At 42.4% G+C, this 22,737-nt stretch carries 21 protein-coding genes; 15 read left to right on the plus strand and 6 right to left on the minus strand.

What is annotated here, in order from left to right; all coding sequences use genetic code 11:
* Positions 1–4: 4 nt before the first annotated feature.
* From hisD to GDK41_RS17270, 11 genes are all read left to right on the plus strand, one after another.
* Complete coding sequence (gene hisD, locus GDK41_RS17220; protein ID WP_152087715.1) at positions 5–1,303, plus strand: histidinol dehydrogenase; 1,299 nt, start codon at positions 5–7, stop codon at positions 1,301–1,303.
* Positions 1,296–2,369, plus strand: coding sequence for a histidinol-phosphate transaminase (hisC, locus tag GDK41_RS17225; RefSeq protein ID WP_152087716.1), 1,074 nt, complete (start codon positions 1,296–1,298; stop codon positions 2,367–2,369). Before hisD ends, hisC begins: the two co-directional genes overlap by 8 nt.
* 10 nt (positions 2,370–2,379) lie before the next feature.
* Positions 2,380–3,441: a bifunctional histidinol-phosphatase/imidazoleglycerol-phosphate dehydratase HisB gene (gene hisB / locus GDK41_RS17230; RefSeq protein WP_152087717.1), complete on the plus strand. Its 1,062-nt coding sequence runs from the start codon at positions 2,380–2,382 to the stop codon at positions 3,439–3,441.
* On the plus strand, positions 3,438–4,031 hold the full coding sequence (gene hisH, locus GDK41_RS17235) for an imidazole glycerol phosphate synthase subunit HisH (protein WP_152087718.1): 594 nt from the start codon (positions 3,438–3,440) through the stop codon (positions 4,029–4,031). The genes hisB and hisH overlap by 4 nt, the downstream gene beginning before the upstream one ends.
* 8 nt (positions 4,032–4,039) lie before the next feature.
* Positions 4,040–4,774: a 1-(5-phosphoribosyl)-5-[(5-phosphoribosylamino)methylideneamino] imidazole-4-carboxamide isomerase gene (locus GDK41_RS17240; protein ID WP_152087719.1), complete on the plus strand. Its 735-nt coding sequence runs from the start codon at positions 4,040–4,042 to the stop codon at positions 4,772–4,774.
* Positions 4,756–5,535, plus strand: coding sequence for an imidazole glycerol phosphate synthase subunit HisF (hisF, locus tag GDK41_RS17245; RefSeq protein ID WP_152087720.1), 780 nt, complete (start codon positions 4,756–4,758; stop codon positions 5,533–5,535). The genes GDK41_RS17240 and hisF overlap by 19 nt, the downstream gene beginning before the upstream one ends.
* The gene (gene hisIE / locus GDK41_RS17250; RefSeq protein WP_152087721.1) at positions 5,526–6,143 is read left to right on the plus strand and encodes a bifunctional phosphoribosyl-AMP cyclohydrolase/phosphoribosyl-ATP diphosphatase HisIE; all 618 of its coding nucleotides are present in this window, start codon (positions 5,526–5,528) and stop codon (positions 6,141–6,143) included. Before hisF ends, hisIE begins: the two co-directional genes overlap by 10 nt.
* Before the next feature lie 243 nt (positions 6,144–6,386).
* Positions 6,387–7,157, plus strand: coding sequence for a glycosyltransferase family 25 protein (locus GDK41_RS17255; RefSeq protein ID WP_152087722.1), 771 nt, complete (start codon positions 6,387–6,389; stop codon positions 7,155–7,157).
* A gap of 115 nt (positions 7,158–7,272) precedes the next feature.
* On the plus strand, positions 7,273–7,773 hold the full coding sequence (locus GDK41_RS17260) for a hypothetical protein (protein WP_152087723.1): 501 nt from the start codon (positions 7,273–7,275) through the stop codon (positions 7,771–7,773).
* Positions 7,766–7,999, plus strand: coding sequence for a helix-turn-helix transcriptional regulator (locus GDK41_RS17265; RefSeq protein WP_152087724.1), 234 nt, complete (start codon positions 7,766–7,768; stop codon positions 7,997–7,999). The genes GDK41_RS17260 and GDK41_RS17265 overlap by 8 nt, the downstream gene beginning before the upstream one ends.
* 87 nt (positions 8,000–8,086) lie before the next feature.
* Positions 8,087–8,707 carry a M23 family metallopeptidase gene (locus tag GDK41_RS17270; protein WP_152087725.1) on the plus strand — a complete coding sequence of 207 codons (621 nt, stop codon included), beginning with the start codon at positions 8,087–8,089 and terminating at the stop codon, positions 8,705–8,707.
* A 5-nt stretch (positions 8,708–8,712) separates the two neighbouring features.
* Here GDK41_RS17270 and GDK41_RS17275 read toward each other — a convergent pair whose 3' ends face one another.
* The 3 genes from GDK41_RS17275 to GDK41_RS17285 form a co-directional block, all read right to left on the minus strand.
* Entirely contained in the window at positions 8,713–9,255 is a 543-nt protein-coding gene (locus tag GDK41_RS17275) for a cytochrome b (protein ID WP_172971667.1), read from the minus strand.
* A gap of 427 nt (positions 9,256–9,682) precedes the next feature.
* A complete protein-coding gene (locus GDK41_RS17280; protein ID WP_152087727.1) occupies positions 9,683–10,582 on the minus strand; it encodes a lipase secretion chaperone in 900 nt (299 codons plus the stop codon).
* Positions 10,579–11,496 (minus strand): esterase/lipase family protein, encoded by a 918-nt coding sequence (locus GDK41_RS17285; protein WP_152087728.1) that lies wholly within the window; start codon positions 11,494–11,496, stop codon positions 10,579–10,581. The genes GDK41_RS17280 and GDK41_RS17285 overlap by 4 nt, the downstream gene beginning before the upstream one ends.
* Positions 11,497–12,079: 583 nt before the next feature.
* Here GDK41_RS17285 and GDK41_RS17290 point away from each other — a divergent pair.
* The 4 genes from GDK41_RS17290 (at position 12,080) to GDK41_RS17305 (ending at position 18,960) form a co-directional block, all read left to right on the plus strand.
* Complete coding sequence (locus tag GDK41_RS17290) at positions 12,080–13,729, plus strand: trypsin-like serine protease (RefSeq protein ID WP_152087729.1); 1,650 nt, start codon at positions 12,080–12,082, stop codon at positions 13,727–13,729.
* An 86-nt stretch (positions 13,730–13,815) separates the two neighbouring features.
* Positions 13,816–15,021 (plus strand): hypothetical protein, encoded by a 1,206-nt coding sequence (locus GDK41_RS17295; RefSeq protein ID WP_152087730.1) that lies wholly within the window; start codon positions 13,816–13,818, stop codon positions 15,019–15,021.
* Between the two features lie 156 nt (positions 15,022–15,177).
* The gene (locus tag GDK41_RS17300) at positions 15,178–15,978 is read left to right on the plus strand and encodes a putative porin (protein WP_152087731.1); all 801 of its coding nucleotides are present in this window, start codon (positions 15,178–15,180) and stop codon (positions 15,976–15,978) included.
* A 381-nt stretch (positions 15,979–16,359) separates the two neighbouring features.
* The gene (locus tag GDK41_RS17305) at positions 16,360–18,960 is read left to right on the plus strand and encodes an ExeM/NucH family extracellular endonuclease (protein ID WP_152087732.1); all 2,601 of its coding nucleotides are present in this window, start codon (positions 16,360–16,362) and stop codon (positions 18,958–18,960) included.
* Positions 18,961–19,157: 197 nt separating this feature from the next.
* Here the strand turns inward: GDK41_RS17305 and GDK41_RS17310 are convergent, their stop codons facing one another.
* The 3 genes from GDK41_RS17310 to dapA form a co-directional block, all read right to left on the minus strand.
* Positions 19,158–19,952, minus strand: a complete 795-nt coding sequence (locus GDK41_RS17310; RefSeq protein WP_152087733.1) for a PhzF family phenazine biosynthesis protein — start codon at positions 19,950–19,952, stop codon at positions 19,158–19,160.
* 489 nt (positions 19,953–20,441) lie between these two features.
* On the minus strand, positions 20,442–21,740 hold the full coding sequence (locus GDK41_RS17315) for a DEAD/DEAH box helicase (RefSeq protein WP_152087734.1): 1,299 nt from the start codon (positions 21,738–21,740) through the stop codon (positions 20,442–20,444).
* 58 nt (positions 21,741–21,798) lie between these two features.
* Complete coding sequence (gene dapA, locus GDK41_RS17320; protein WP_152087735.1) at positions 21,799–22,713, minus strand: 4-hydroxy-tetrahydrodipicolinate synthase; 915 nt, start codon at positions 22,711–22,713, stop codon at positions 21,799–21,801.
* Positions 22,714–22,737: the final 24 nt, after the last annotated feature.

The following is a 22,737-nucleotide window of genomic DNA, read 5'->3' on the forward strand; positions in this document are numbered from 1 at the left end:
CCCCGTGATCCGTTGGAATGAGGAAACACCCCAAACCCAGCAAGCGTTACTCACACGCCCTGCGGTTATGGCCAGTAAAACAGTCGAAAACAGCGTACTGAAAATAATAGAAGAAGTTGCGTCTGAGGGGGACGCTGCCCTACTAAAATATGCTGAACTATTCGATAAAAGAGTGAACCCGCGCTTGGTTGTGCCACAAGATGAAATCGATAACAGCGCAGCGCAGCTCAGTACAGAGCTTAAAAAAGCAATCGAACAGGCTTATGCAAACGTAAAAGCCTTTCACCAAGCACAGCAGCCAAAAGACATTAAACTCACCACCAGCCCGGGCGTTGAGTGTGAACTGAAATATCAAGCGATCGATGCGATAGGATTATATGTGCCTGGAGGCAGCGCGCCTTTGCCTTCTTCAGTATTAATGCAAGGGGTATGCGCGCAGCTAAGTGGTGCAAAAACTGTGGTTTTATGCACACCGGTTAATGGCGAAAGCCGTATATCACCTGCCATTTTATATGCTGCCAAACTATGCGGTATTACTACGGTGATAGAAAGTGGTGGTGCTGGTGCAATTGCGGCGATGGCGCTTGGCACGCAAAGTGTGCCTAAAGTAAACAAGGTTTTTGGCCCTGGAAACAGCTACGTTACCATGGCAAAGCAGCTGCTAAGTCAATCGCAAACAGGCTTTGCGATTGATATGCCAGCGGGCCCATCTGAGGTGCTTATTATTGCCGATGAGCGTGCTAACCCTGAATTTATTGCAGCAGACTTGTTGTCACAAGCCGAGCACGGTAGCGACTCTCAGGTTATTTTACTATGTAATAGCGAAGCCATCATTGAGCAAACACAGCGCGCGCTTGATGCACAGCTACAAGCGCTAACCCGACGTGATATTGCGCAAGCAGCTATGAACAACAGTGCGCTGATATTAGTTAACTCACTCGAGCAAGCTTTTGATATCTCAGCGCAGTACGGGCCAGAGCATTTGATTTTACAACTTGCTGATGCCACCCCATACCTACCGCTAGTTAAAAACGCAGGCTCTGTGTTTGTTGGTGATTATACACCAGAATCTGCTGGGGATTATGCGTCTGGGACTAACCACGTGTTACCTACATATGGCTACTCAAAAGTCTATTCTAGCCTAAATTTATTAGACTTTTATCGCACCTATACCGTGCAAAGCATTACAGCTCAAGGCCTTAAAAACTTAAGCAGTGCAATTGTGCCTTTAGCCGACGCTGAAGGATTAGATGCACACGCTAATGCCGTAAAAATTCGTCTAGAGGCGATGAACAATGACTAAGCAAGTATTTCCAAACAATATTCTTCCCGACAATATCAATGCGCTGGCCGCGTATAGTTCGGCAAAAAGCCAAAAGCTTACTGGCTCAACGTGGTTGAACGCCAACGAAAGCCCTTATACAAAAACGTTTGAATTGAGCTTGTCTGATTTAAACCGCTACCCTGATCCGCAACCTGAAAACGTTATCAACGCTTATGCGCAATACGCAGGACTTGGCGCTGAACAAGTGCTGATGACCCGCGGAGCGGATGAAGGTATTGAACTTTTAGTACGCACTTACTGCGCAAGCGGCAAAGACAGCATTGCGTTATTTATGCCTACGTACGGCATGTATAAGGTAACTGCTGATAGCCACAATGTTGCCATTAACGCTTTAACTCAAGAGCTATTACTTGAAGGGAGTGTTGAGCAGATTATTACAGCGGTTGGGAACAGCAAATTAGTATTTATTTGTAACCCCAATAACCCTACTGGCAGCCTAACGCCACTGAATAAAATATCTGCAATCGCTAACGCACTAGAAAACAAAGCAATTGTCGTGGTAGACGAGGCCTATATAGAGTTTTGTCCGCAGCAAACCGCCACTACCCTATTACAGGAATTTGCTAATATCGTGGTTTTGCGCACTTTATCGAAAGCCTTTGCATTAGCAGGGCTCAGAACAGGCTTTATGTTGGCTAACACAGCGTTGTTAGCGCCAGTGCGCAAAGTAATTGCCCCTTATCCCGTATCTAGAGTTGTTGCAACAATAGCCGAACAAGCACTGCAAAGTGATGCAATTACCCAAATGCGCAGGCAAGTGACGATTTTAAATCGTGCCAAAGTAATACTGATGCAATGGCTAGAGTCATCGCCCGCTGTAAGCAAAGTTTTGAACGGACAAGGTAACTTTGTTACCGCGCAACTCAAAAACAAAGCCGATATAGACAAAGCCATGAAAGGTGGCCTTATCATGCGCCCGTTCACCCTATGCGAGCAAGATAATTGGCTGAGAATATCAATTGGTAATGAACAAGAACTAGAACAAGTGAAGCTGTGGCTTGAAACACTTGGCAGCAAGCTTTAAAGGAACAACCATGAGTAACCCCTATTTATTTATAGACCGTGATGGCACTTTGATTGACGAGCCGATTACCGACAAGCAAGTTGATAGTCTTGAAAAGCTGGTACTCTTGCCCAACGTGATCCCGGCACTTTTACAGCTGCAAGCAGCTGGATATAAATTAGTTATGGTATCTAACCAAGATGGTTTAGGCACCAATAGCTTTCCGATTGCTGATTTTGATATCGCACAAAATAAGATGATGGAAATTTTTACCAGTCAAGGGATTAAATTTGATGAGGTATTAATTTGCCCGCACTTTAATGAAGACAATTGCCAGTGTAGAAAACCCAAAACAGGCCTACTCACCGAGCTGATGCGCTCAGGTAAAGTGGATTTAGAGCGCTCTTATGTGATTGGTGACCGCCAAACCGACATCGGCCTTGCTGAAAATTTATGTATTCAGGGCATATTATATGACGGAGATTGGCCAGCCATTGTTACACAGCTGACTACACAAAACCGCACTGCTTGCGTAACTCGAAATACAAAAGAAACACAAATTTGCGTCAGTGCTAATTTGGATCAAAACGCCAATGGCGAAATAAATACCGGACTTGGCTTTTTTGATCACATGTTAGATCAAATTCGTACCCACGCTAATATCGGGTTAAACATCAAAGCCAGTGGCGATCTGCATATTGACGAACACCACCTAGTGGAAGATGTTGGCATAGCGCTTGGGCAAGTATTAAAGCGTGCTTTAGGCACCAAATCACAAATAGCACGTTATGGTTTCGCGCTTCCTATGGATGAGTGTAAAGCCGAGTGTCAGCTTGATTTATCAGGCCGTGCCTCCTTTGTACTCAATGCCAACTTTAGTCGCGAAAAGGTCGGCGACTTAGATGTGCAAATGGTTGAGCACTTTTTCAAATCGCTTGCGGATAATGCCCAAGTAAGTTTGATCCTCTCAGTGACCGATGGTAATTGTCACCATCAAGTTGAAGGCTTGTTTAAGGCATTTGCGCGTGCGCTCAGAATGGCAATTGCGCAAGACTTACAGCAGCAAACCGCAAGCTCTAAGGGGTGCTTATGATTGCCATAATTAACACCGGCTGTGCCAACATAAACTCCGTACGCTTCGCATTTGAGCGTTTAGGCGTAACCCCAGAAGTGATAACAGACCCTGCTCAGCTTGCTCATTTTGACCGCGCGATTTTACCCGGTGTTGGTCATGCCAAAGTTGCCATGGAGCGTTTAAAGCAAGGTGGTTGGCAACAAGCAATAGCCGAGTACGACAAGCCGCTTATGGGAATTTGTTTAGGTATGCAACTGCTTTGTGAGCATACCGATGAAGGGGATGTTTCGTGTTTAGGCATGATCCCTGGCAACGTAGGGCTATTAGAAGTAGGCGAGCTTACTTCCCCTCACATGGGTTGGAACAATTTATGTGAAGTAAAACCACATCCACTGACAAAAGGACTTAGCGCACAACAACAAGTGTACTTTGTACACAGCTTTGCGCATACGCCAAACGAAGCAACATTGGCGCAAGGAGAATATGGCAGTGCATTTTCTGCCATTGTTGCAAAAGACAACTATGCGGGTATGCAATTTCACCCGGAGCGCAGTGCTAAAGTTGGCGCGCAGCTGTTACAAAACTTTATCGATTGGCAATTGCCCTAAGGATACACATGATCATTCCAGCACTTGATGTATTACAAAATCAAATCGTACGTCTTTATCAAGGCAAATATGACACCGCTCAATTTTATCCTTATGAACTTGGGCAGAGACTACAAAAATATCAAAACAGTGGCGCACAAAAACTGCATTTAGTTGATTTAGAAGGTGCACGCGACCCACAAAAAAAACAGTGGTTACAAATTCAAGCCGCCACCAAAGCTTTGAATGTGCCTTATCAAGTTGGTGGCGGTATTCGCAGCTTTGATGATGTAAAGCAATGGCTTGAAGCCGGTGCAAACCAAGTTGTTATCGGCTCGATGGCTGTTGACAAACAGCAAGAGGTCGCAATGTGGATACAAGAATTTGGTGCTGAGCGGTTTGTGATTGCACTTGATGTCAACCAGACCGAAACAGGTTGGGCAACCGCGACACATGGCTGGCTGGCGGGTGGCCAAGACAACTTATTTGAGTTAGTAGACTTTTATTATGCTCTGGGTGTGGTTGACTTTCTATGCACGGACATCAGTAAAGATGGCACCATGACTGGTCCCTCTTTTAAACTCTACGAGCAATTAGTAGCACATAATACGCAAATTAAAGTTCAAGCATCTGGAGGCGTCAGCTCTTTAGAAGACATTGAAAAACTGAGTCGTATAGGCGTAGGCGGAGTCATTTTAGGCAAATCTCTACTTGATGGAGTATTCACAGTTGAGGAGGCGTTGGCATGTTATCAAAACGCATAATTCCTTGTTTAGATGTTAAAAATGGCCAAGTTGTTAAAGGGGTAAAATTTAAAGGCCATGAAGTTGTTGGAGATATTCTTGAACTCGCGCAACTATATAGCCAAGCGGGTGCTGACGAGTTAGTCTTTTATGAAATAAGCGCCAGTGTTGAAAAACGCTTACTAGATGTGGATTGGGTCAGTAACATCGCCAAACACATTGATATCCCGTTTTGCGTTGCCGGCGGCATTAAATCCGTGGCTGATGCTGCAAAAGTGTTAGAGCAAGGCGCTGACAAAATCAGTATTAACAGCCCAGCCATTGCAAGACCGCAACTAATTAAAGAACTGCACGATGAATTTGGTAAGCAGTGCGTGGTGGTTGGCATAGATAGCTTTTACGATGAAAATACAGGTGATTACCTTGTTTATCAACTTACCGGAGATCCCAATGCATCGAGTCGTACTCGCTATAAAACCCAGCAATGGGTCGAAATGGTGCAAGAGCTTGGCGCTGGGGAAATCGTGCTTAACTGCATGAACCAAGATGGGGTTCGAAAAGGCTATGATAACGCGCAACTTAGCCTGATCAGACGCATGTGCGACATTCCATTAATCGCTTCGGGAGGTGCTGGCAACATGCAAGATTTTGCCGATGTATTCAAGCAAAGTCAGGTTGATGGAGCGCTTGCCGCGAGTGTTTTTCATAAAAACATTATTGATATTGGTGAACTAAAAACGTATTTAAACGAACAACAAGTGGCGGTGCGATTATGCAATTAACTCCAGATAACCTATCACAACTTGATTTTGAAAAAAGCCCGATGATGCCAGCTATTGTGCAAGATGCTGCTACGGGTCAGATACTAATGCAAGGCTTTATGAATGAAGAAGCGATTGCTGCAACATTTGAAAAACAACTTGTTACTTTTTATTCTCGCTCTAAAGAAAGACTTTGGACTAAAGGAGAAGCGTCTAACAATGTATTAAAGCTGATAAGCGCACACACTGATTGCGATCAAGACTCGATTTTAATCCTCGCCTTACCCGAAGGGCCAACATGTCACTTAGGGACGCAAAGCTGTTTTGCCGACGCGAAACCCGCTACTAGCTTTTTAGCTCAATTAGAGCAAGTCATCATTGCCCGTAAAAATGATGACCCTAATAGCAGTTACACAGCATCCTTATTTGCCAAAGACATCAGCAGAAGCTGCCAAAAAGTCGGCGAGGAAGGCGTTGAAGTTGCGCTTGCAGCCATGAAGCAGGACAAAGAAGAGCTGATCAACGAGTCAGCAGACTTACTTTATCACTTATTGGTTTTATTACAGCGCAGCGACAGCAGTTTAAAAGAGGTTGTTGATTGTTTAGAAAGCCGCCATAAACCAAGCTGATACTAGCCTTTACGTTTTACCGTGGTATGCTTGTCGCTTAATCGCAAGTTCCTTGGTAAAACGTTTAATGTTTATTTATATTCAAGGTTTTATGCTTGCTTTTATAGCAACTCGTTTAGTTAGGCTATCTGTTTTGAGCAAAGGAACCTTCTCGGAAGCTAACGGCGCCCCTCTCAATTATTTAGGGTTACTGCGAATTGCGACAATCCATGCCGATAACTGTCATATAAAGAGCGACGAATCATGAATACACAACCTCCTATTTATTTAATCAATTTAGACCAAAGTACAGATCGGTTAGATAAAAGTAGCGCAAGGTTGAAAGAACAAGGTCTCACGTTTGAGAGGATATCAGGAGTTTATGGTAAAACGCTCAGTGATATAGACTTAATTAAAAATTATCAACCTATGCTCAATAAGCAACTATTTTATAGGCCTTTGAGCAAAGGCGAGATAGGCTGCTATATGAGCCATAGAAAAGCATGGCAAGCCATTGTTGATAACAAACATCCCTACGCGATAGTAATGGAAGATGACTTTCGATTAGTCGGTGACCTAAGTGATGTGTTTGCGACAATTGAGTGCCTCCCCGTTGATTGGCAATTGCTCAAACTTGCTGCTTACGAAAACAGAACTCGCCCCATTGCTTTTTCCCATTCGGTCAATGAGAAATTTGAGTTAGTTGTACACAAAAAAGCCATGACGGGATGCTGTGCTCAAGCAATTAGCTACGAAGGGGCTAAAACTTTACTTGCAGCAACTGAACAGTTTGCTCGACCTGTCGATACAGATCTTCAGCATGTTTGGGAAACAAAAGTTGCTGTGTATTCTTTAATGCCATATTACATCGAACAAGATCTTGGTTTTGATAGTGATATTAGTGCAGCATCAGGGACTAAAAAAGTTAAAAAGCGCTTTTGGAAGCGTAAATGGCTACAATTAAAAGAAAAAATAACAAATAAAAATGCCACGACACAGATAATTGATACTTTAAAAAAGCAATTAAATAAATAACGAATAGATAGCCAAAGTTAAATAAAGCAAACCTTAAGTAAAAAATCTTTGACACGCTCAAAAAACCATCTTACGATAGTTAATGTCAAAAATATTTTACTTTAGGTTAAAAAAAATGACTCGCAAAGCACAGTTAAAAGAATTTCTACAAAGTATTAGCTTTAGAGAGCTAACACTAACGATTGACTTACTGGTCAGTGTTTATATCTCGTATATCTATATAATTAGCTTGATAAATGCTACAGCAGAACAATTAGCATCGGTATCTTGGTTATCGGGGTTATTATTAGAAGTTCTCACGTATTCTGTTATCCTCATGGTTTCGAGCTACCTCTTGTTGGCATTCATTAGTGACGATGAGCTTAAACAACCATTAGACGTTCGAGAAAAGCAAATTAATTTGGTTGGCTATAAATCCAAAGCCCATATTTTACAAGCTGGAATTTGCGTTGCGATTTTCCAGTACCAAGCAGAAGCTAATGGCTGGGGACCAGCCATAGAGTACAACATTCCATATTTACCTATGCATGTAATGGTCGGCGCGTTTTTACTCGCCGAGATAGCGAACTATGCAGCACAGTTATACAAAGGCAGAACGGGCCAGATCTATGAGTAATGCAAAAGACACTTTTGAGATCACTAACTCAATTCGCACCTTAAGATTTTTAAACAATGAAATGACCCAAAAACAACTGGCCGATATAATCGGCGTAACACGCCAAACAGTTATGGCCATAGAAGCAAATAAATATTCCCCGTCTTTAGAGGTCGCTTTTAAAATAGCAGCGGTGTTTAACTTACCTTTAGAGGAGGTATTTCAGTATCGAGCAAAGCAAACTTAGGCCTGTTTTATTTAACAAGCGTTTAAACCCTTTGCTAGCTTGCAGCGTCAAAGTCTTAAAATAACAAAAAACACAGGACTGTTTACCATGAAATATCAACTATTAAAACTGGCACTAATCATCACAGCTTTACCTGCTGCGTGCTCAAAGCCCCCTGTTGACTGCTCAGCATACAGCAATCAACAAAACTCACTATATATTCTCCCTTACCAGCCTGGAGAGTCGTACAAGGTAGAAGTGTCGACCGGACATTATAGAAAATCAAACAAAGGCGTCGGCTTGTATGCGATTGATTTTAATATGCCAATTGGCACAAAAGTAGTAGCTTCACGCAGCGGCGAGGTTGTCGCAGTACAGGAGTCTTTTGAAGACTATAATGGCGAAGATCTCAAAGAGAATTACATTTTTATACGCCATAATGATGGCACCATTGCTCGTTACTTTCACCTCACACACCAAGGGGCTCTCGTCTCAGAAGGAGACACCATTGAAGCAGGGCAAGTGATCGGCTTAAGTGGTAATACAGGCCAAAGTGGTGGTCCACATTTACACTTTGATGTGCAGCAGTGTGGCCCAAATTTACCGCCAAACTACAATAAATTACCGTGTGGCCAAACTATCCCAATCACATTCAATAATACTATTGCGCATGAATGTGGAGTTGAAAAAGGCAAACACTACCGAGCTGCTGAGCCCTCGCATTCTTAACGAAATTAAAGCATTCTTTGTAATATTCGATTGCCCGAACGCTGGTGTTTTAACAGCGCACCTAGATGTAAAATGATAAACACCAGCAGCACATAACTACTGTATTGATGAATGTCAGAATAGACATTCAACCATTGAGGATCTGTAATAATCGGCATCATTGTAAACAACCCAAAAATACCAAATGGTCTGTTCATCATCAACATGCCAGAGCACAACAGGGTTGCTATCAAAATATACATGCATATGTGGGCAGCGTTCGCCATCTTGATTTGCGCTGGTGACAACATGTCACCATAGTGAGGCTTTTTGGTTCGTAGCACATGTAAAACCCGCATTACAAACAAAGGTATATATAGCGCTGTAAGAGATACATTGAAATCCGTAATAAAGCGTTTAATTACTTGCATCGAATGTGCTTGATCCAAATGAAGAGCAGATAACAAACTAACGTATAAACCCGACAACATCGCCCAAACTATCACTACCGCCGAGATCCAGTGTAATGTTCTAGCTGTGCTGTCGAATTTAACGGTTTTATCTTCCATAGTCATTTCTAACTTAAAGTAATGAGTATCATCCTAACAATAAAAAGGTTAACCACTGGTTAAAAATTAACTTTAAATTAAAAAAATATTAAAAGGTTTGATTGAGCGCAATGTTTACGGCTTATATTAGAGTTTATTTGAATAGGCCTTAACGTGTCTGCAGATCCTATCAATAGGATTTCACAAAATCTGACTGTCGGATATGTGCCAAAAGTGGACCCTTAAGGCGTTAATTTAAAACTCTGTTGGGTGGCGCCTTCGGCTTAACCAACCTACCCTTTACGTAGGTCGGCATAAGGCGCGCAGCGACGCCATCCGACAAAAACAACCCAACTTACCGCGTTGCTCCAGTTGGTTGGCGCCTTCGGCTTAACCTACTCTTCAAGTAAAGTACCTATGAGCTCCTAGAGTTTGGTGCATATATCCGTTAATTTCGTTCGTGCTTACTTTGTATTAATGCAAATGCATGTGGCAGCCGCTTTTGTTCTGCGCTGTTAAACATTGTTTGCTTTAGCCTTTCTATTTGTTGCAGTTGCTCACTTTGGGTATTGTCACTTGCCATAATTTCTAAGCGCTGTTGCTCAAACTTTAACAACTTTTCACGCCATTGGGTTTGCTTCGCATTTAATTCAACGAGCCGTTGAGCGGCTGCTTCACCATACTGCGCTATCAACTCGTTAGGAGTTTTATCTGGCAGATTTTTGGAGAGTGTGGTTATCTGGGTGCTGGAGTGAATAAGTTGCCGCTCAGTATCTGATAGTTGGCTTATGTGCTGTGCAATTAAGCGCTCTTTTTGCTCGCTGCTGCTTCTCTTATCAGCCAAAATTTGCCAACGCTCTAAAGCGTGTTCGTTCCAACGATTTTCATCCGCAAACCAGCGCTCTATTAACTGCACTGAAAAATACTGACGCTGCAAAGCCATTAATAGCTCATGGCGTTCAAATATATTAAGATTTTCATCGACTTCTGCAAGTGCGCTTTTATAATTTAGATAGGCTGTAGCATGCGCTTGTAAGCACACATCCAGCTTATCAATATGATGTTGCCACTGTGTTTGTAACTCTTCTTTTTGCAGTGCAAGTAGCCAATCATCTATTTTATGCCTGTCTTTTGCTGTTATGCTCTGGCAACCTTGTTGGCTGCTTTTGCTGGTTTCAAAAAACAGTGGAGCCTGATTGTTTGCTTCATCAGGCGATGCATCTGATAGCATCGGCTCAACGTGTTGCGTCACTTCTTCTTCAGCAGTGCTTAGGACCCCCCCGAGCAACGCAGCGAGACTTAACGCAGTGATCATTGATATAGCAATCGTCAAGCTCCACTTGCTCATAGATTAAGACCCTTTAGTCGACGAATATGTTGGCGGTATAGTGTAAGCGGATCCGTCTCGAACAAATGGTGGATGCCAATAGTCTGATTGACTTGGTCAAGGTGATTCATTTTAAAATTGGTCCCTATGACCTGACCTAAGTGGCTCGAACAAGCGGATACAAGTCCATCATTTGGCTCTGTAAATACTTGAGAAAATAATGCCAATGCGTTATCAGCTGGATCAAACACATTCGTCCAGGCTTTTGAGCCACTCCAAGAAAAGTAATAAACACCATTGTCTGCTAAGGCTGCAGAGTGCCCACAATATGTGCTTGGTATTCCTTCAGGAAAGCTTTGATTAAACGCCACTGAACCTTCCGTAGTTAGTGCTGATAGTGCTTCTAAAGCATCTTTGGGCGCACTCGGTTTACCCGATAACAAATCTATCAGTCCAGCCAAGCCATTTGCCAAAGACGCTAAAAACTGTTCTGAAAATGACCCGGTATCAACACTCCCTCTGACAACATCTGCAAAACGACTTCCCCAGTTAACACCTCCTATACTCGTCACTGACGCGACCCATTGAGGCTTAACTGATGCCACATAACGGATCGTTTGCGCGCCTTGGCTATGTCCAATAAGATTAACCTTAGCCTTCCCTGTTATTGCACGCACAAGTGCGACTTGTTCGAGTAATTGCTCACCTCGTAGTTCTGAGTTATGCGCTGAAGATACTTCAGCTACGTACACATCACCGCCCTCTTGCTGAATAACAGAAGGGACACGATAGAAATAGTCGACTCCTAGTAAATTATCAAAACCAAATAAGCCGTGAACTAACACCACCGGATACTTAAGCTCTTCACTGCTTTGGGCGGCGGTGCAACACAAAGAGGAAATACCAATAATGAGTGAAAATATGTAACGTTTCATAGATTAATACCTTTACAATGTTAACTTTTGGTAAATATTAACGTTAGAACACTATTGATATAGTTCAAGAGTTTAGTCAGAAAAATATCGTACTCAATTTAATCATTTTACTAATGGTATAAAATTGCGAGTGCGTACATGTGTGTGAATGCATACGTTTAAGTTAATAAAATTAAAGAAATATATAGATTAGGCTGTGTAGAGAGGTTTCATCTTAAGCACTTATAAACTAGTGACTTCAACAAAAATCAAGAGCACCTGTAAATTTACTCAGGTTGCTAAATAAATTCGTAATACTTTTCCTCCATACTTTAAAACAAATGATTCATTCTTGAATTTTTGTTTCTAAAAAGAAGCAAAAAATAATAAAAAACACAAAAACACCATTTCATTTACATCCATTTACATGGAGTTTGTAAACTAATCAATACAACCAAATCATTGATTTTGTGTGATATTTATTCAAAAGCCCCCTCCCTCAAACTGGTCATACCTCGAACAGAGTTTAAACTAGCTATTGATCCAAATCATATCTCAGATTATTCCTAGATTACTCATTCGCGAGTAACAACAAGGATACAACATGTACAAGAACAAAATGACAACTATCACATTAGCAGTATTAAGCACATTAGCTTCTCCTCTTTTAATGGCACAACCTGCAACCCAACCTGATGTCGACATAAACATTGTTGGTGGCGTAGTAACCGACGAATATTCAAGACCATATCAAGTTGCATTACTAATGAACGGACAACAAGGGTGTGGTGGTACTCTGATCAGCCAAGATTGGGTGCTCACTGCAGCTCACTGTGTTGATAATGCCTCTACGAGCAGTTTAACCGTGCGTGTCGGCGCACATTCAATTAGCCGCAATGATGGTCAAACACTACGTGTATCTCAGATTATCAATCATGAGCAATGGCGTGGCGCGCAAAGTATCCGTTCAGGTTACGATATTGCGGTGTTACGCTTAGCCTCTCCAGCTAGCAGCCAGTATACCCCTGCGAAACTCCCAACAGCAGCAATAGAACAACAATACGCAAGCGTTGGTGATTATGTAACAGTTTCAGGATGGGGTCGTACATCAAATGGCGGTCGCGGGAGTGATGTACTTCGAGAAGTAGACCTTCCTGTAATCAGTAACTCAAGCTGTAGCAGTCAGCTAAACTACAACATCCCAAGCTCTGTGATCTGCGGTGGCGGTCAAGGCGGTCGTTCTGCATGTAATGGTGACAGTGGCGGCCCTTATGCTGTACGTGTAGGTAATGAATTTTATAGTATCGGTACGGTAAGCTGGGGTATAGGTTGTCGAGGAGCATCAGCTTTTACTAGAACAACGAGCTACTTAGATTGGATCAAAGCAAAAACAGGCATTGGCAATACAGTTCCTGATGATAGTGCGCCAGTTGCTGACTTTGACGTGACAGTTAATCAACTATCCGTCACATTTACCGATCGTTCACGCGATGACAAGGGCGTAGTAAGCCACAGCTGGAACTTTGGTGACCGCCAAGGCGGCACTTCATCACAAGCTAGCCCAACATACCAGTTTAGTGAAGCAGGTACTTACAACGTTCAGCTTACTGTAACAGATACTAAAGGCCAAACAGGTACAACATCAAAGCAAGTAAAAGTATCAACTGGCGATGATAACGGTAGTTGCTCAGGTGTAGAAAGCTGGAGCGCTAGTAAGTCTTACGCACTGAACGACAAAGTAAGCTTTAACGGGTATGAATATACTGCGATTTGGTGGTCACAAGGCGCACAACCAGACCTTTACCCTAGTGTATGGCAAAAAGGCAATAAATGTGGTGATACAACTGTACCGGTTGCCGACTTTAGCGCAACAGCTAACGGCTTAAGCGTAAGCTTTGATAACAGTAGTGCAGGTAACATCAGCTCAGTACTTTGGAACTTCGGTGATGGCAACCGCAGCAACGCGTTTTCGCCAAACCACACTTATGCCCAAGCAGGTAGCTACCAAGTCACTCTGTCTATCACAGACAACAATAACCAAACAGCAACGGTAACTAAATCAGTTACAGTGTCAGGTGGTGATACTGGTAACTGTAATGGTGTAGATGGTTGGTCAGCATCGAAAGTCTACCAACAAGGTGAACTTGCACACGTAGAAGGCATTGTTTATCGCGCTAACTGGTGGGTGCAGGGTGAAAACCCTCAAAGCTCAGGTCCATGGGGCCCTTGGACGCGAGTAGGTACTTGCCAATAAACCTAGGTTTTTATTTCTCAACCGGACTTTAAAAACCACTAAGTCCCATGTAATCTAACTCTAGAAAAAAATAAGGGCTTGATATCATGGGACTTAATCAGCAATCCGCCAGTGAACTAACTAGACTAGGCGAACGCCTCAAAAAAAACCTTAATGCAATTTTTGCTGAACTTCCAGTAACAGCTAGTACTATCAATGGGTTAACTAACTATTTAGATTATCACCGCTCAAACAGCCAACGCATTTTTAATGCTAAGAAAGCCGCAACAGGCGAGCAAGTATTATTACAATTACCCGGTATAAAAGCGCTTGAAGAGTTTATTTGTAAGTTGCAGCCTCATATTAGCGAGTCGAACCACCAGCAACTTAGTCAAGCCTGCCATTTATTTGGTGAAAGTATCAAAACTTATGCTAGCAGCCATGCAGATCTAAAACGGCAATTAAAACAGATCCATGAACCAAATACAGATGAGCTGCCACATCAGCAAGATAAACGAGCGCAATTGTTTTACGCAGCAAAGTCATTACTTGGGTTTAGTATTGAACATATTTTTAGTACTTACGTACTGACCTTACAAAGCCAAGACTCTGATTTTTTACAAGAAATAGCAATGATCAGTAAAAAGGGTATAAAAAGACAACGAGGTGCCCCACCCTTTGTGCAATTTTACACGCACCCCCATCCTAGTGACTTTAAAAAGCCAAAACTGCTATCAAGCTCAAGTAAGATAAATGCTGATGAATTCACCATTGGCATTGCTGGCGAATTTTCAACCGATGGACTTGAGCGAGCCTATAGCAGTTATTCTCCTAGTAACTCTGGAATTGTATTTGATGATTTAGCTAATACACCGACATTTGATGCAACTTTCATTTTTAACAACCCTGATGAGCTAGTGAACCCACTTACACATCAAAATCAATGTAGCTCAACAAGTATTTCTATCAAAAACCCAGCTAAGCGACTTACCTTGTTAGTGTTAGTTGATAAGGCGATAGATAGAAGTAGTAATGTCAACGTAGGATGCTACCACGGTAATCAAAAGGTAGAAGAAGGCAAACTCAATGTCAGTGATATGTGGACAGAACGCTTACCTGACTTTCCCGAGCTAAGTATTATTAGCTTGCAAAATCCGCACAATTTGCTGAATAAAGACCAGCAAATGCAAGCAAAACTCAAATACCTACTCAACTATGCAAACTTAGATGAAGAGCGCTTTGTATGCTATTTGATGGATGTTGAGTACCCTATTTGGTCAGCCACATACCGTATATACTTTGAGCACAGATAACTATTTTTAGCATTATAAGCTTGATATCAAAGCTTATTTTAGAAAAATTTTACATTTTTCAGCTTGTGTTAAGTAAGCTACTTGTATAACTTATCGGTGCAAGCGAGGCATCAAACACGCCTCGTTTTTTCTAACGCCAATAAACAAAGGAATATTATGCGTTATTTATTACCGATTATGACACTCGTGCTGCCTTTAAGTGCATTTGCCAATACCACCACTGAGAAGCAATGGTTTAACAGTGCTCAGTATGCAAACGAACAACGAGATAATGCTCTCTCAGGATATAAAAGCTTCAACCAAATGAACTTTGCAAGTACCTATTACTTTGCACCACAACAAAGCACTGGGGTCTGGGATGATTATGGTTACCTAGATACGGACTCCAAAGTATCTGTAAACTATACAGATTCAGATAGAGATAACTTCTTCGGCGTTTCTGGTGAAGCATTTTTTAATAACTGGTTTGTAAATGCTGAAGTAAACGACTTAAGTGACGAAGACAGCCATAGTATTGGCTTTGGTTATCTGTACAACGACAACCTGAAAGTATCTGTCAAAAATGTGCGTAACGAAGGTCGCTCTGATGACGTTTGGGTCGAAGCGGCTTACAACCACCAAATCAATGAATCGGACTACCTCGGATTTACCGCTAGAGTTCAGGATAGCCCAGATGATTGGTCAATTTCAGGGCGCTATTTTAAAAAGTTAGACGCTGGCCAATATTTCACCATTGATGCAAGCCATGATGACTATGCACATAGCCGTGGCTCTGTTACTCGTATAATGGCTAATTACTATATGACTGAGAACTGGGCATTTGGCATCGGCGCAAATGACTCAAATTTAGAGTTAGGAGCAACGTTCTTCTTATCAGATACTTACTATTACAAAGCCAGTTTCATCAATGCAGACAACGGAGATGTCGCCTCTATCTCATTTCATGCAAACCTATAATTTAAATATAATAAGCGGTGTATGTATTACCATGATAACCGCTTAAGCGTTGAGTTAGTTCACAGTGACGGAGTATAGACAAAAGTGCTCCGTCGTTCTCGCAAAAACTACAGCCGGCTTAATAACAGCTTATCGATGCTCTATTCAAAACCCAAACATGGTTAAAATGTTAATTTAATTATTCTTTTAGTTGCCAAATCATCATTAAACGACTGCCCGCCCCAAGTTAAAACCTCTTTTATTTACAGCTTTGTTTACATTCATTCATCATAAGTCGCTCATAAACAAAATTTTTTAAACACAAATGCAATAATTTTAGAGTAGAATATCCAATTCTAGCCAAAGAGCTAGATTAGTGCTAAACACGGGAACTATAATAAAATGTTAAAAAAAACAATTCTTGCAACGCTGATCTCAGCGGCTTGCATACCCGCTCATGCTGAGCTCATTATTTCTGAATATGTAGAGGGCAGCAGTTACAACAAAGCTGTAGAGCTTTACAATACCTCCGGCCAGACGTTGAATTTGGCCGATTATGCGGTTAATTTCTACTTCAATGGCAATACTGATGCTGGTCGTACTTTTACACTTGAAGGCAACCTTGAGCCCAAAGCTACATTCGTTATTGCGCATTCAAGCGCAAATGAAACTTTGACGGCAAAAGCCCAGCTTTTATCCGGTGGTAGCTGGTTCAATGGTGACGATGCAGTCGCATTACTTAAAACAGGCACTATCATTGACAGCCTGGGCCAAATTGGTGTTGATCCCGGCTACAGCTGGGCCGATGACGAAGCCAATACCAAAGACAAAAGCTTAGTGCGAAAAGGGCAATTTGTGGTCGGTGATACTAATGCTAGTGATGAATTTTTGCCATCAGCTCAGTGGATAGCAAACGCTAAAGACGACTTTTCTAACATCGGCAAGCACTCTGACGAACTACCACCAGAGCCAGCAGAGCTAGTGTGTGACACTAACAACGTCTTGATCAGCGAAGTACAAGGGTCAGGTAGTGCTAGCCCACTTGCAGGTCAAACGGTCGAAATACAAGGTGTGGTTACTTCAGCTCTCCAAGGTGATGAGCAACTTAAAGGCTTTTTCTTACAAGAAGAACTGGCTGATCAAGATAGCGACCCCAATACGTCTGAAGGTATTTTTGTATATTTCAAAAACACCCAAGTGAGCAACGGTGATCGTGTTAAAGTCGCGGGCAAAGTTGAAGAAAAGTACGGCCAAACTCAGATTAGCGCAGTCAGTGCGGTTAAAGTATGCGGCACTTCTGCCTCTGTTTCTGCTACGACCATTTCATTGCCACTTGAAGCGGGTCTTGAGTCTGTTGAAGGTATGTTGGTTGAAATAAGCAACGACCTAGTTGTAAACGACACCTATGGCTTAAAACGCTACGGTGAAGTGCGCTTAGCTACTGAACGCCTCTATCAGTCGACACAAATTGCCCTGCCAGGTGATGCAGCAAACGCTGTAGAGGCGCAAAATAAGCAAAAAGAAATATTGTTAGATGATGGCTCTTCAGCGCAAAACCCTGATGTGATCCCATACCCAAGTCCAGAACTTGATGCATACAATACGTTGCGTTTAGGTGACACAGTCACAGGTGTAAAAGGTGTATTAGGTTACGGTTATGGCCAATATCGAGTTCACCCAACAGCACAACCTAACTTTATTGCAACTAACCCTCGCACAGAAGCGCCTGAAGTGACCGAGCGCGGCGACCTGCGCATCGTGAGTTTCAATGTATTGAACTATTTCAATGGTGACGGTCAAGGTGGCGGCTATCCGACCCCGCGTGGCGCAGATAAGAGCGAAGAGTTCGAACGTCAAAAAGCAAAAACAGTTGCGGCTATGCTTAAGCTAGATGCTGACTTATTCGGTATTTTAGAGATGGAAAACGATGGCTTTGACGAGTTAAGTGCATTGGCCGATCTAACTGCGGCTCTAAATGCACAAGACGCGCAAAACACTTATGCCTTTGTAAACTTAGGAACTGAAAAGGTCGGTGGTGATGCTATCATGTCTGCGATTATTTATCGCAGCAACAAGGTTAAAGAAGTGGGCACAGCCGCGTTCACTGAAACCGTACCATTTGACTACGGTAACCGCCCACCAGTGATGCAAGCTTTTACAGATCTACAAAGCGATGAAACTTTTAACTTAGTGGTAGCGCACCTGCGCTCTAAAGGAAGCTGTTCAAAAGCAGAAGGCCTAGATCAAGATCAAAACGACGGACAAGGGTGTTGGAACCAAACTCGTGTTAATGCCGTTAAAGCATTAACGAACTGGCTAGCAACCTCTCCTACAGGTCAAGATGATCCTGATACTATTATCCTAGGTGATATGAATGCCTACTCTCAAGAAGACCCGATTCGAACGTACGTAGAAGAAGGGTATCAAGATATCAAGAAGCAACTTCACCAAACTACCACTGATTATTCGTATGTCTATCAAGGACGTATTGGTAGCCTCGATCATGCATTCGCAAGTTCATCTATGATGGAAAAAGTAGTTGATATCACTGATTGGCATATCAATGCTGACGAGCCTGTTGCTCTTGATTACAACATGGAATACAAATCTGACAAGCACCTCACAAGCCTTTATGCAGACAATGCCTACCGCGCTTCAGATCATGACCCTATTGTTATAGAGCTCAAGACAAAAGCTAAGCAAGAGGTCATTGAAGGTGAATTTACTAATCTAGCGGGTTGGTTTTGGTGGCAGCGCTTTTCAATTGAGTTACCAGCGGGGTATAAAAACCTTGAGGTAAGCATTAGTGGCGAAGGCGAAGCTGACTTATACGTTCGTCATAACAAGAAAACACATTTCTTCAAGTACGACTGTCGTCCATACCTATGGGGCAGTGAAGAAAGCTGCTCTATTGAAGACCCGCAAGCGGGGACTTGGCACTTTGGAGTAAGAGGCATGTTCCCTTACGCTAACGTAACCCTAAAATACAAAGCAACTAAGTAATCTTTACTTAGCCCTTTTAACCACCCTTAGCATTGGGTAATGCTAAGGGTGGTTGTGTTATTCGCTATTATTGTTAAACACTTTTAGGCATGTTTAACGCCTTTATTAATAGGCTTATACAACGAGCTCGGGGCAATAACTGAGATAAATTTTGAGCTTACTCTACTAGATGAACACATCAACAGGTCAAGCGCCTCTTACGAATCAATTTTATAACTGATCTCCCCTTGCATGTAATCCACCGCCGAACCAATTAATATAACGCGTTCATTTTTTACTTCACATAATAACGTGCCGCTTCGCTGTGATATTTGCGTGGCGCAAAGTTGCGTTTTACCCAGTTTCTTAGCCCAGTATGGTGCAAGTTCACAGTGTGCAGAACCTGTTACTGGGTCTTCATCAACATTGAGCTTTGGAAAAAAACAGCGACTTACAAAATCAACATTGTCACCTTGAGCTGTTACAACCACGCCCCTTCTATCTAGCTTGCGCCACGTATCTAAGTCGGGTTTGAGCGCTCGCACTTGCTGTTCGTTTTGCAATACGATTACATAATCAAATGCGGCCAGTACTTGCACAGGCTCTAATTGTTTTAACCCGCCAAGCAAAGCGAGAGAAGCCGGGATCTCCTCCAATATCGATGCAGGAAAGTCCATGCTATATCCTTGCGCAGTTTTAGTTACCTCCAAGGTGCCGCTGCGGGTTTGAAAAGAGATACTTTCATCCTCATAGCCAAGGTGCTCGTAGAGCACGTGCGCTGTTGCAAGGGTTGCATGGCCACATAAATCCACTTCATCTTTGGGGGTAAACCAACGCAGCTCAAACCCAATCTCAGCTTTGACAAAAAATGCAGTCTCAGACAAATTATTCTCTTGGGCGATGTTTTGCAGCAATGCATCATCTAACCATGCATCAAGGGGAACCACGGCCGCGGGATTGCCAGTAAAAAGGTCATTGGCGAAAGCATCAACTTGATAAATACGTAATTTCATAGCACGTCCTGAGCTGTAGTTTTAGTGGGTATATGAGTGATATTTAGCACGACTGATTGTATTTTAATTTACAACCTAGATTAACTATAAATCAATCAATTATTTATTGTTTGCTAAACCCATAATAAACTAGCTTTAAATTCAAACCAATGGAGAAATGCTACTTCCACCCAGCAGATAGCATACCACCAAAATATATTCGAATAATGCTCAGGGAGCTTACTAATTTACTATTACTTTTTTAACTCAAGATTGCAGTAAACATGATGTCATCGTATGCCTGATAACAGCACTTTAAAATGCTCAATACTACAATATGCAACCGCAAGCTTTTCCATCAAGGCTATATTTGGATTGCTATTTTTGGGAAACACCATGGCAATGAAGGGAGACAGGCTAACTATCGCGTTCGTGCTGGCGCAAATAAATGAATAAGCATTGGGTTTGCAACAAACTTATATGCAAACCCCCAATGTTTTTTCGATAAAATTATTTATCCAAGCCTAACTTTTTACCCTTGGTCTGCTTGCGTACATTTGCAATACGCGCACGGTTTTTAGCTCTTGCCTCACCGCTTGCTTGATTACTTGGGCGATTGCTTCTAGGCTGGCGACGTTGATGTGCTGGCTTTTTAGTCAGCTTTTTAATCAACGACTCTCGGTTGCTTACTTCGTAGCCTGGCAGATAGTAGCGTTTAATTTGCTGCTCAATAAGCTGTTCGATATGTACTAAGACTTGCTCTTCTTCTCGCGATACAAATGATATAGCCTGGCCTTGATTTCCTGCACGGCCAGTGCGGCCAATACGATGCACATAATCTTCAGCTAGATATGGCAAATCAAAGTTCACTACGCGTGGTAAGCCTTCAATATCAATACCTCGCGCAGCTACTTCTGTAGCTACCAAAACACGATATTTGCCTTCTTTAAATTCTCTTAATGCTCTGCGACGGGCGCCTTGTTTTTTGTCACCATGGCAAACGATAGCTGCAATACCATCAAGGTTTAGCTCTTCCACCAGCTCATCCGCTACATCTTTCATGTTGACGAAAACCAGCACTTGCTGCCAGTTTTTCTTACCTATTAACTCTGATAGTAACTCTGTTTTTCGGCTTTGCTCTACTGGATAAACTACGTGGCGTACTGTTTCTGCGGTGGTGTTCTCTGGCGTAACTTGTACATATTTAGGGTGACGCAACACCTGCGATGCGAACTGCTTCATTGCACTTGGGAAAGTCGCAGAGAATAAGAGTAACTGCCTATTTTCATCAACTAGACTTATTACTTGCTGCATATCTGTGATAAAGCCCATATCTAACATTCGGTCAGCTTCATCTAAAACCAGATGCGTTACTTTAGCTAAACTCAAATTACCTAAACGGATCTGATCTAGTAAACGTCCAGGTGTGGCAACAACAATATCAGCCCCTTTTGCCAAAAGTTGTGCTTGTCCTTCTGGACTAACGCCACCAAATAACGCAACAGTTTTAAGATCAGTATATTTACAAAATGATGCGCAGTTTGACGCTATTTGCTCTGCCAGCTCCCTTGTTGGCGCAACAATAAGTGCGCGGGGTTGTTCACATGCATTATCATCCAATAACTTTTGAATAATAGGTAATGCAAATGCACCTGTTTTACCAGTACCAGTTTGAGCTGTAGCCAGCACATCATGACCTTTGCGTACAACAGGGATAGCAGCTTGTTGTATTGGAGTTAGGGTGTGGAAATTTAGTTCGTCTAATGCTTGTAACAGCAAAGGTGAAAAGCTAAAAGATTTAAAATTCATGGTAAAAACCTGCGGCCAATACTTTAAGGGCCGCAGATTATACGTTATTTGTGCAAACCTAACAAAGCTTTAATAATGTTTCATCGATTGGTTTTGCTTTTCCACCCACGACATCAACTTCGTTAAGTTGGTTGATAAGCGCTATTCCTTGCTGTTGCTGAGTTTTATCAAGCGGAACATATGGTAAGCGAAATACAGGTTTAACGGCACCCGTCATGATCAATGCCGTATTGATCGCGATTGGATTAGGTTCACAAAACAGCCATTGCATAAGCGGTGTTAGCTTTTGATTCAACTCTACATTTTCTTTATCCATCAACTGTCTAAATAAACCTGGGATTAAATTAGACGCCACAGATATAACACCATGCGATTGAAAGCGGTGACGACTGTCATGAGCTTCGTCATCGTTACCAGACCAACAAGCGATGCCTTGTGACTCGTAATGTGCAATGCGCTCGTTACCACCACATTCTTTTACACCAATAAAGTTTGCATGCTTTGCTAGCGGCTCGATGATATCTGGAGTTAAATCTTGGCCAGTGCGCCCAGGTACATTGTATATAAACGCGGGGCCGATATCTAAGACTCTCTCAAAGTGGGTCTTAACACCTTCGATAGAGGTTCGGCCATAATACGGGTTGATCTGCAATGCCGCATCCATACCTGACGCAAACCCATACTCAGTTGCCTTAATCGCTTCGCGCGTATTGTTACTGCCCGTATTACCGACAATTATGAGTCTGTCTGAGAATTTATTAACACTGTGTGCAATCAGCATCAAATGTTCTTCCCAGTTCATTAGTTGGCCTTCACCTGTGGTGCCGCCAACAATAATACCGTCAACTCCCCCTGCTATCTGTGCATCGACTAACTTGTCATACATACTCAGATCAATTTCACCATTCATGGTGTAGGGTGTTTTTATCGCCGTAATTAGGCTCGCTTGTTTTATCGTTTGAATCGTTCGCATAATGCTCTAATTTTGCAGTTGTCG

The sequence above is a fragment of the Pseudoalteromonas sp. A25 genome (genome assembly GCF_009176705.1).
Classification (GTDB): Bacteria; Pseudomonadota; Gammaproteobacteria; order Enterobacterales; family Alteromonadaceae; genus Pseudoalteromonas.

What these genes read in the sequence shown, in the direction of transcription:
- GDK41_RS17240 (WP_152087719.1), top strand. Translation starts at nt 4,040, where the DNA reads ATGATCATTCCAGCACTTGATGTATTACAAAATCAAATCGTACGTCTT.
- GDK41_RS17285 (WP_152087728.1), bottom strand. Translation starts at nt 11,496, where the DNA reads ATGAAACGTTACATATTTTCACTCATTATTGGTATTTCCTCTTTGTGT.
- GDK41_RS17255 (WP_152087722.1), top strand. Translation starts at nt 6,387, where the DNA reads ATGAATACACAACCTCCTATTTATTTAATCAATTTAGACCAAAGTACA.
- GDK41_RS17310 (WP_152087733.1), bottom strand. Translation starts at nt 19,952, where the DNA reads ATGAAATTACGTATTTATCAAGTTGATGCTTTCGCCAATGACCTTTTT.
- GDK41_RS17260 (WP_152087723.1), top strand. Translation starts at nt 7,273, where the DNA reads ATGACTCGCAAAGCACAGTTAAAAGAATTTCTACAAAGTATTAGCTTT.
- GDK41_RS17315 (WP_152087734.1), bottom strand. Translation starts at nt 21,740, where the DNA reads ATGAATTTTAAATCTTTTAGCTTTTCACCTTTGCTGTTACAAGCATTA.
- GDK41_RS17275 (WP_172971667.1), bottom strand. Translation starts at nt 9,255, where the DNA reads ATGGAAGATAAAACCGTTAAATTCGACAGCACAGCTAGAACATTACAC.
- GDK41_RS17270 (WP_152087725.1), top strand. Translation starts at nt 8,087, where the DNA reads ATGAAATATCAACTATTAAAACTGGCACTAATCATCACAGCTTTACCT.
- GDK41_RS17295 (WP_152087730.1), top strand. Translation starts at nt 13,816, where the DNA reads ATGGGACTTAATCAGCAATCCGCCAGTGAACTAACTAGACTAGGCGAA.
- hisH (WP_152087718.1), top strand. Translation starts at nt 3,438, where the DNA reads ATGATTGCCATAATTAACACCGGCTGTGCCAACATAAACTCCGTACGC.
- hisIE (WP_152087721.1), top strand. Translation starts at nt 5,526, where the DNA reads ATGCAATTAACTCCAGATAACCTATCACAACTTGATTTTGAAAAAAGC.
- hisF (WP_152087720.1), top strand. Translation starts at nt 4,756, where the DNA reads ATGTTATCAAAACGCATAATTCCTTGTTTAGATGTTAAAAATGGCCAA.
- GDK41_RS17265 (WP_152087724.1), top strand. Translation starts at nt 7,766, where the DNA reads ATGAGTAATGCAAAAGACACTTTTGAGATCACTAACTCAATTCGCACC.
- hisB (WP_152087717.1), top strand. Translation starts at nt 2,380, where the DNA reads ATGAGTAACCCCTATTTATTTATAGACCGTGATGGCACTTTGATTGAC.
- GDK41_RS17300 (WP_152087731.1), top strand. Translation starts at nt 15,178, where the DNA reads ATGCGTTATTTATTACCGATTATGACACTCGTGCTGCCTTTAAGTGCA.
- hisC (WP_152087716.1), top strand. Translation starts at nt 1,296, where the DNA reads ATGACTAAGCAAGTATTTCCAAACAATATTCTTCCCGACAATATCAAT.
- dapA (WP_152087735.1), bottom strand. Translation starts at nt 22,713, where the DNA reads ATGCGAACGATTCAAACGATAAAACAAGCGAGCCTAATTACGGCGATA.
- GDK41_RS17305 (WP_152087732.1), top strand. Translation starts at nt 16,360, where the DNA reads ATGTTAAAAAAAACAATTCTTGCAACGCTGATCTCAGCGGCTTGCATA.
- GDK41_RS17280 (WP_152087727.1), bottom strand. Translation starts at nt 10,582, where the DNA reads ATGAGCAAGTGGAGCTTGACGATTGCTATATCAATGATCACTGCGTTA.
- GDK41_RS17290 (WP_152087729.1), top strand. Translation starts at nt 12,080, where the DNA reads ATGTACAAGAACAAAATGACAACTATCACATTAGCAGTATTAAGCACA.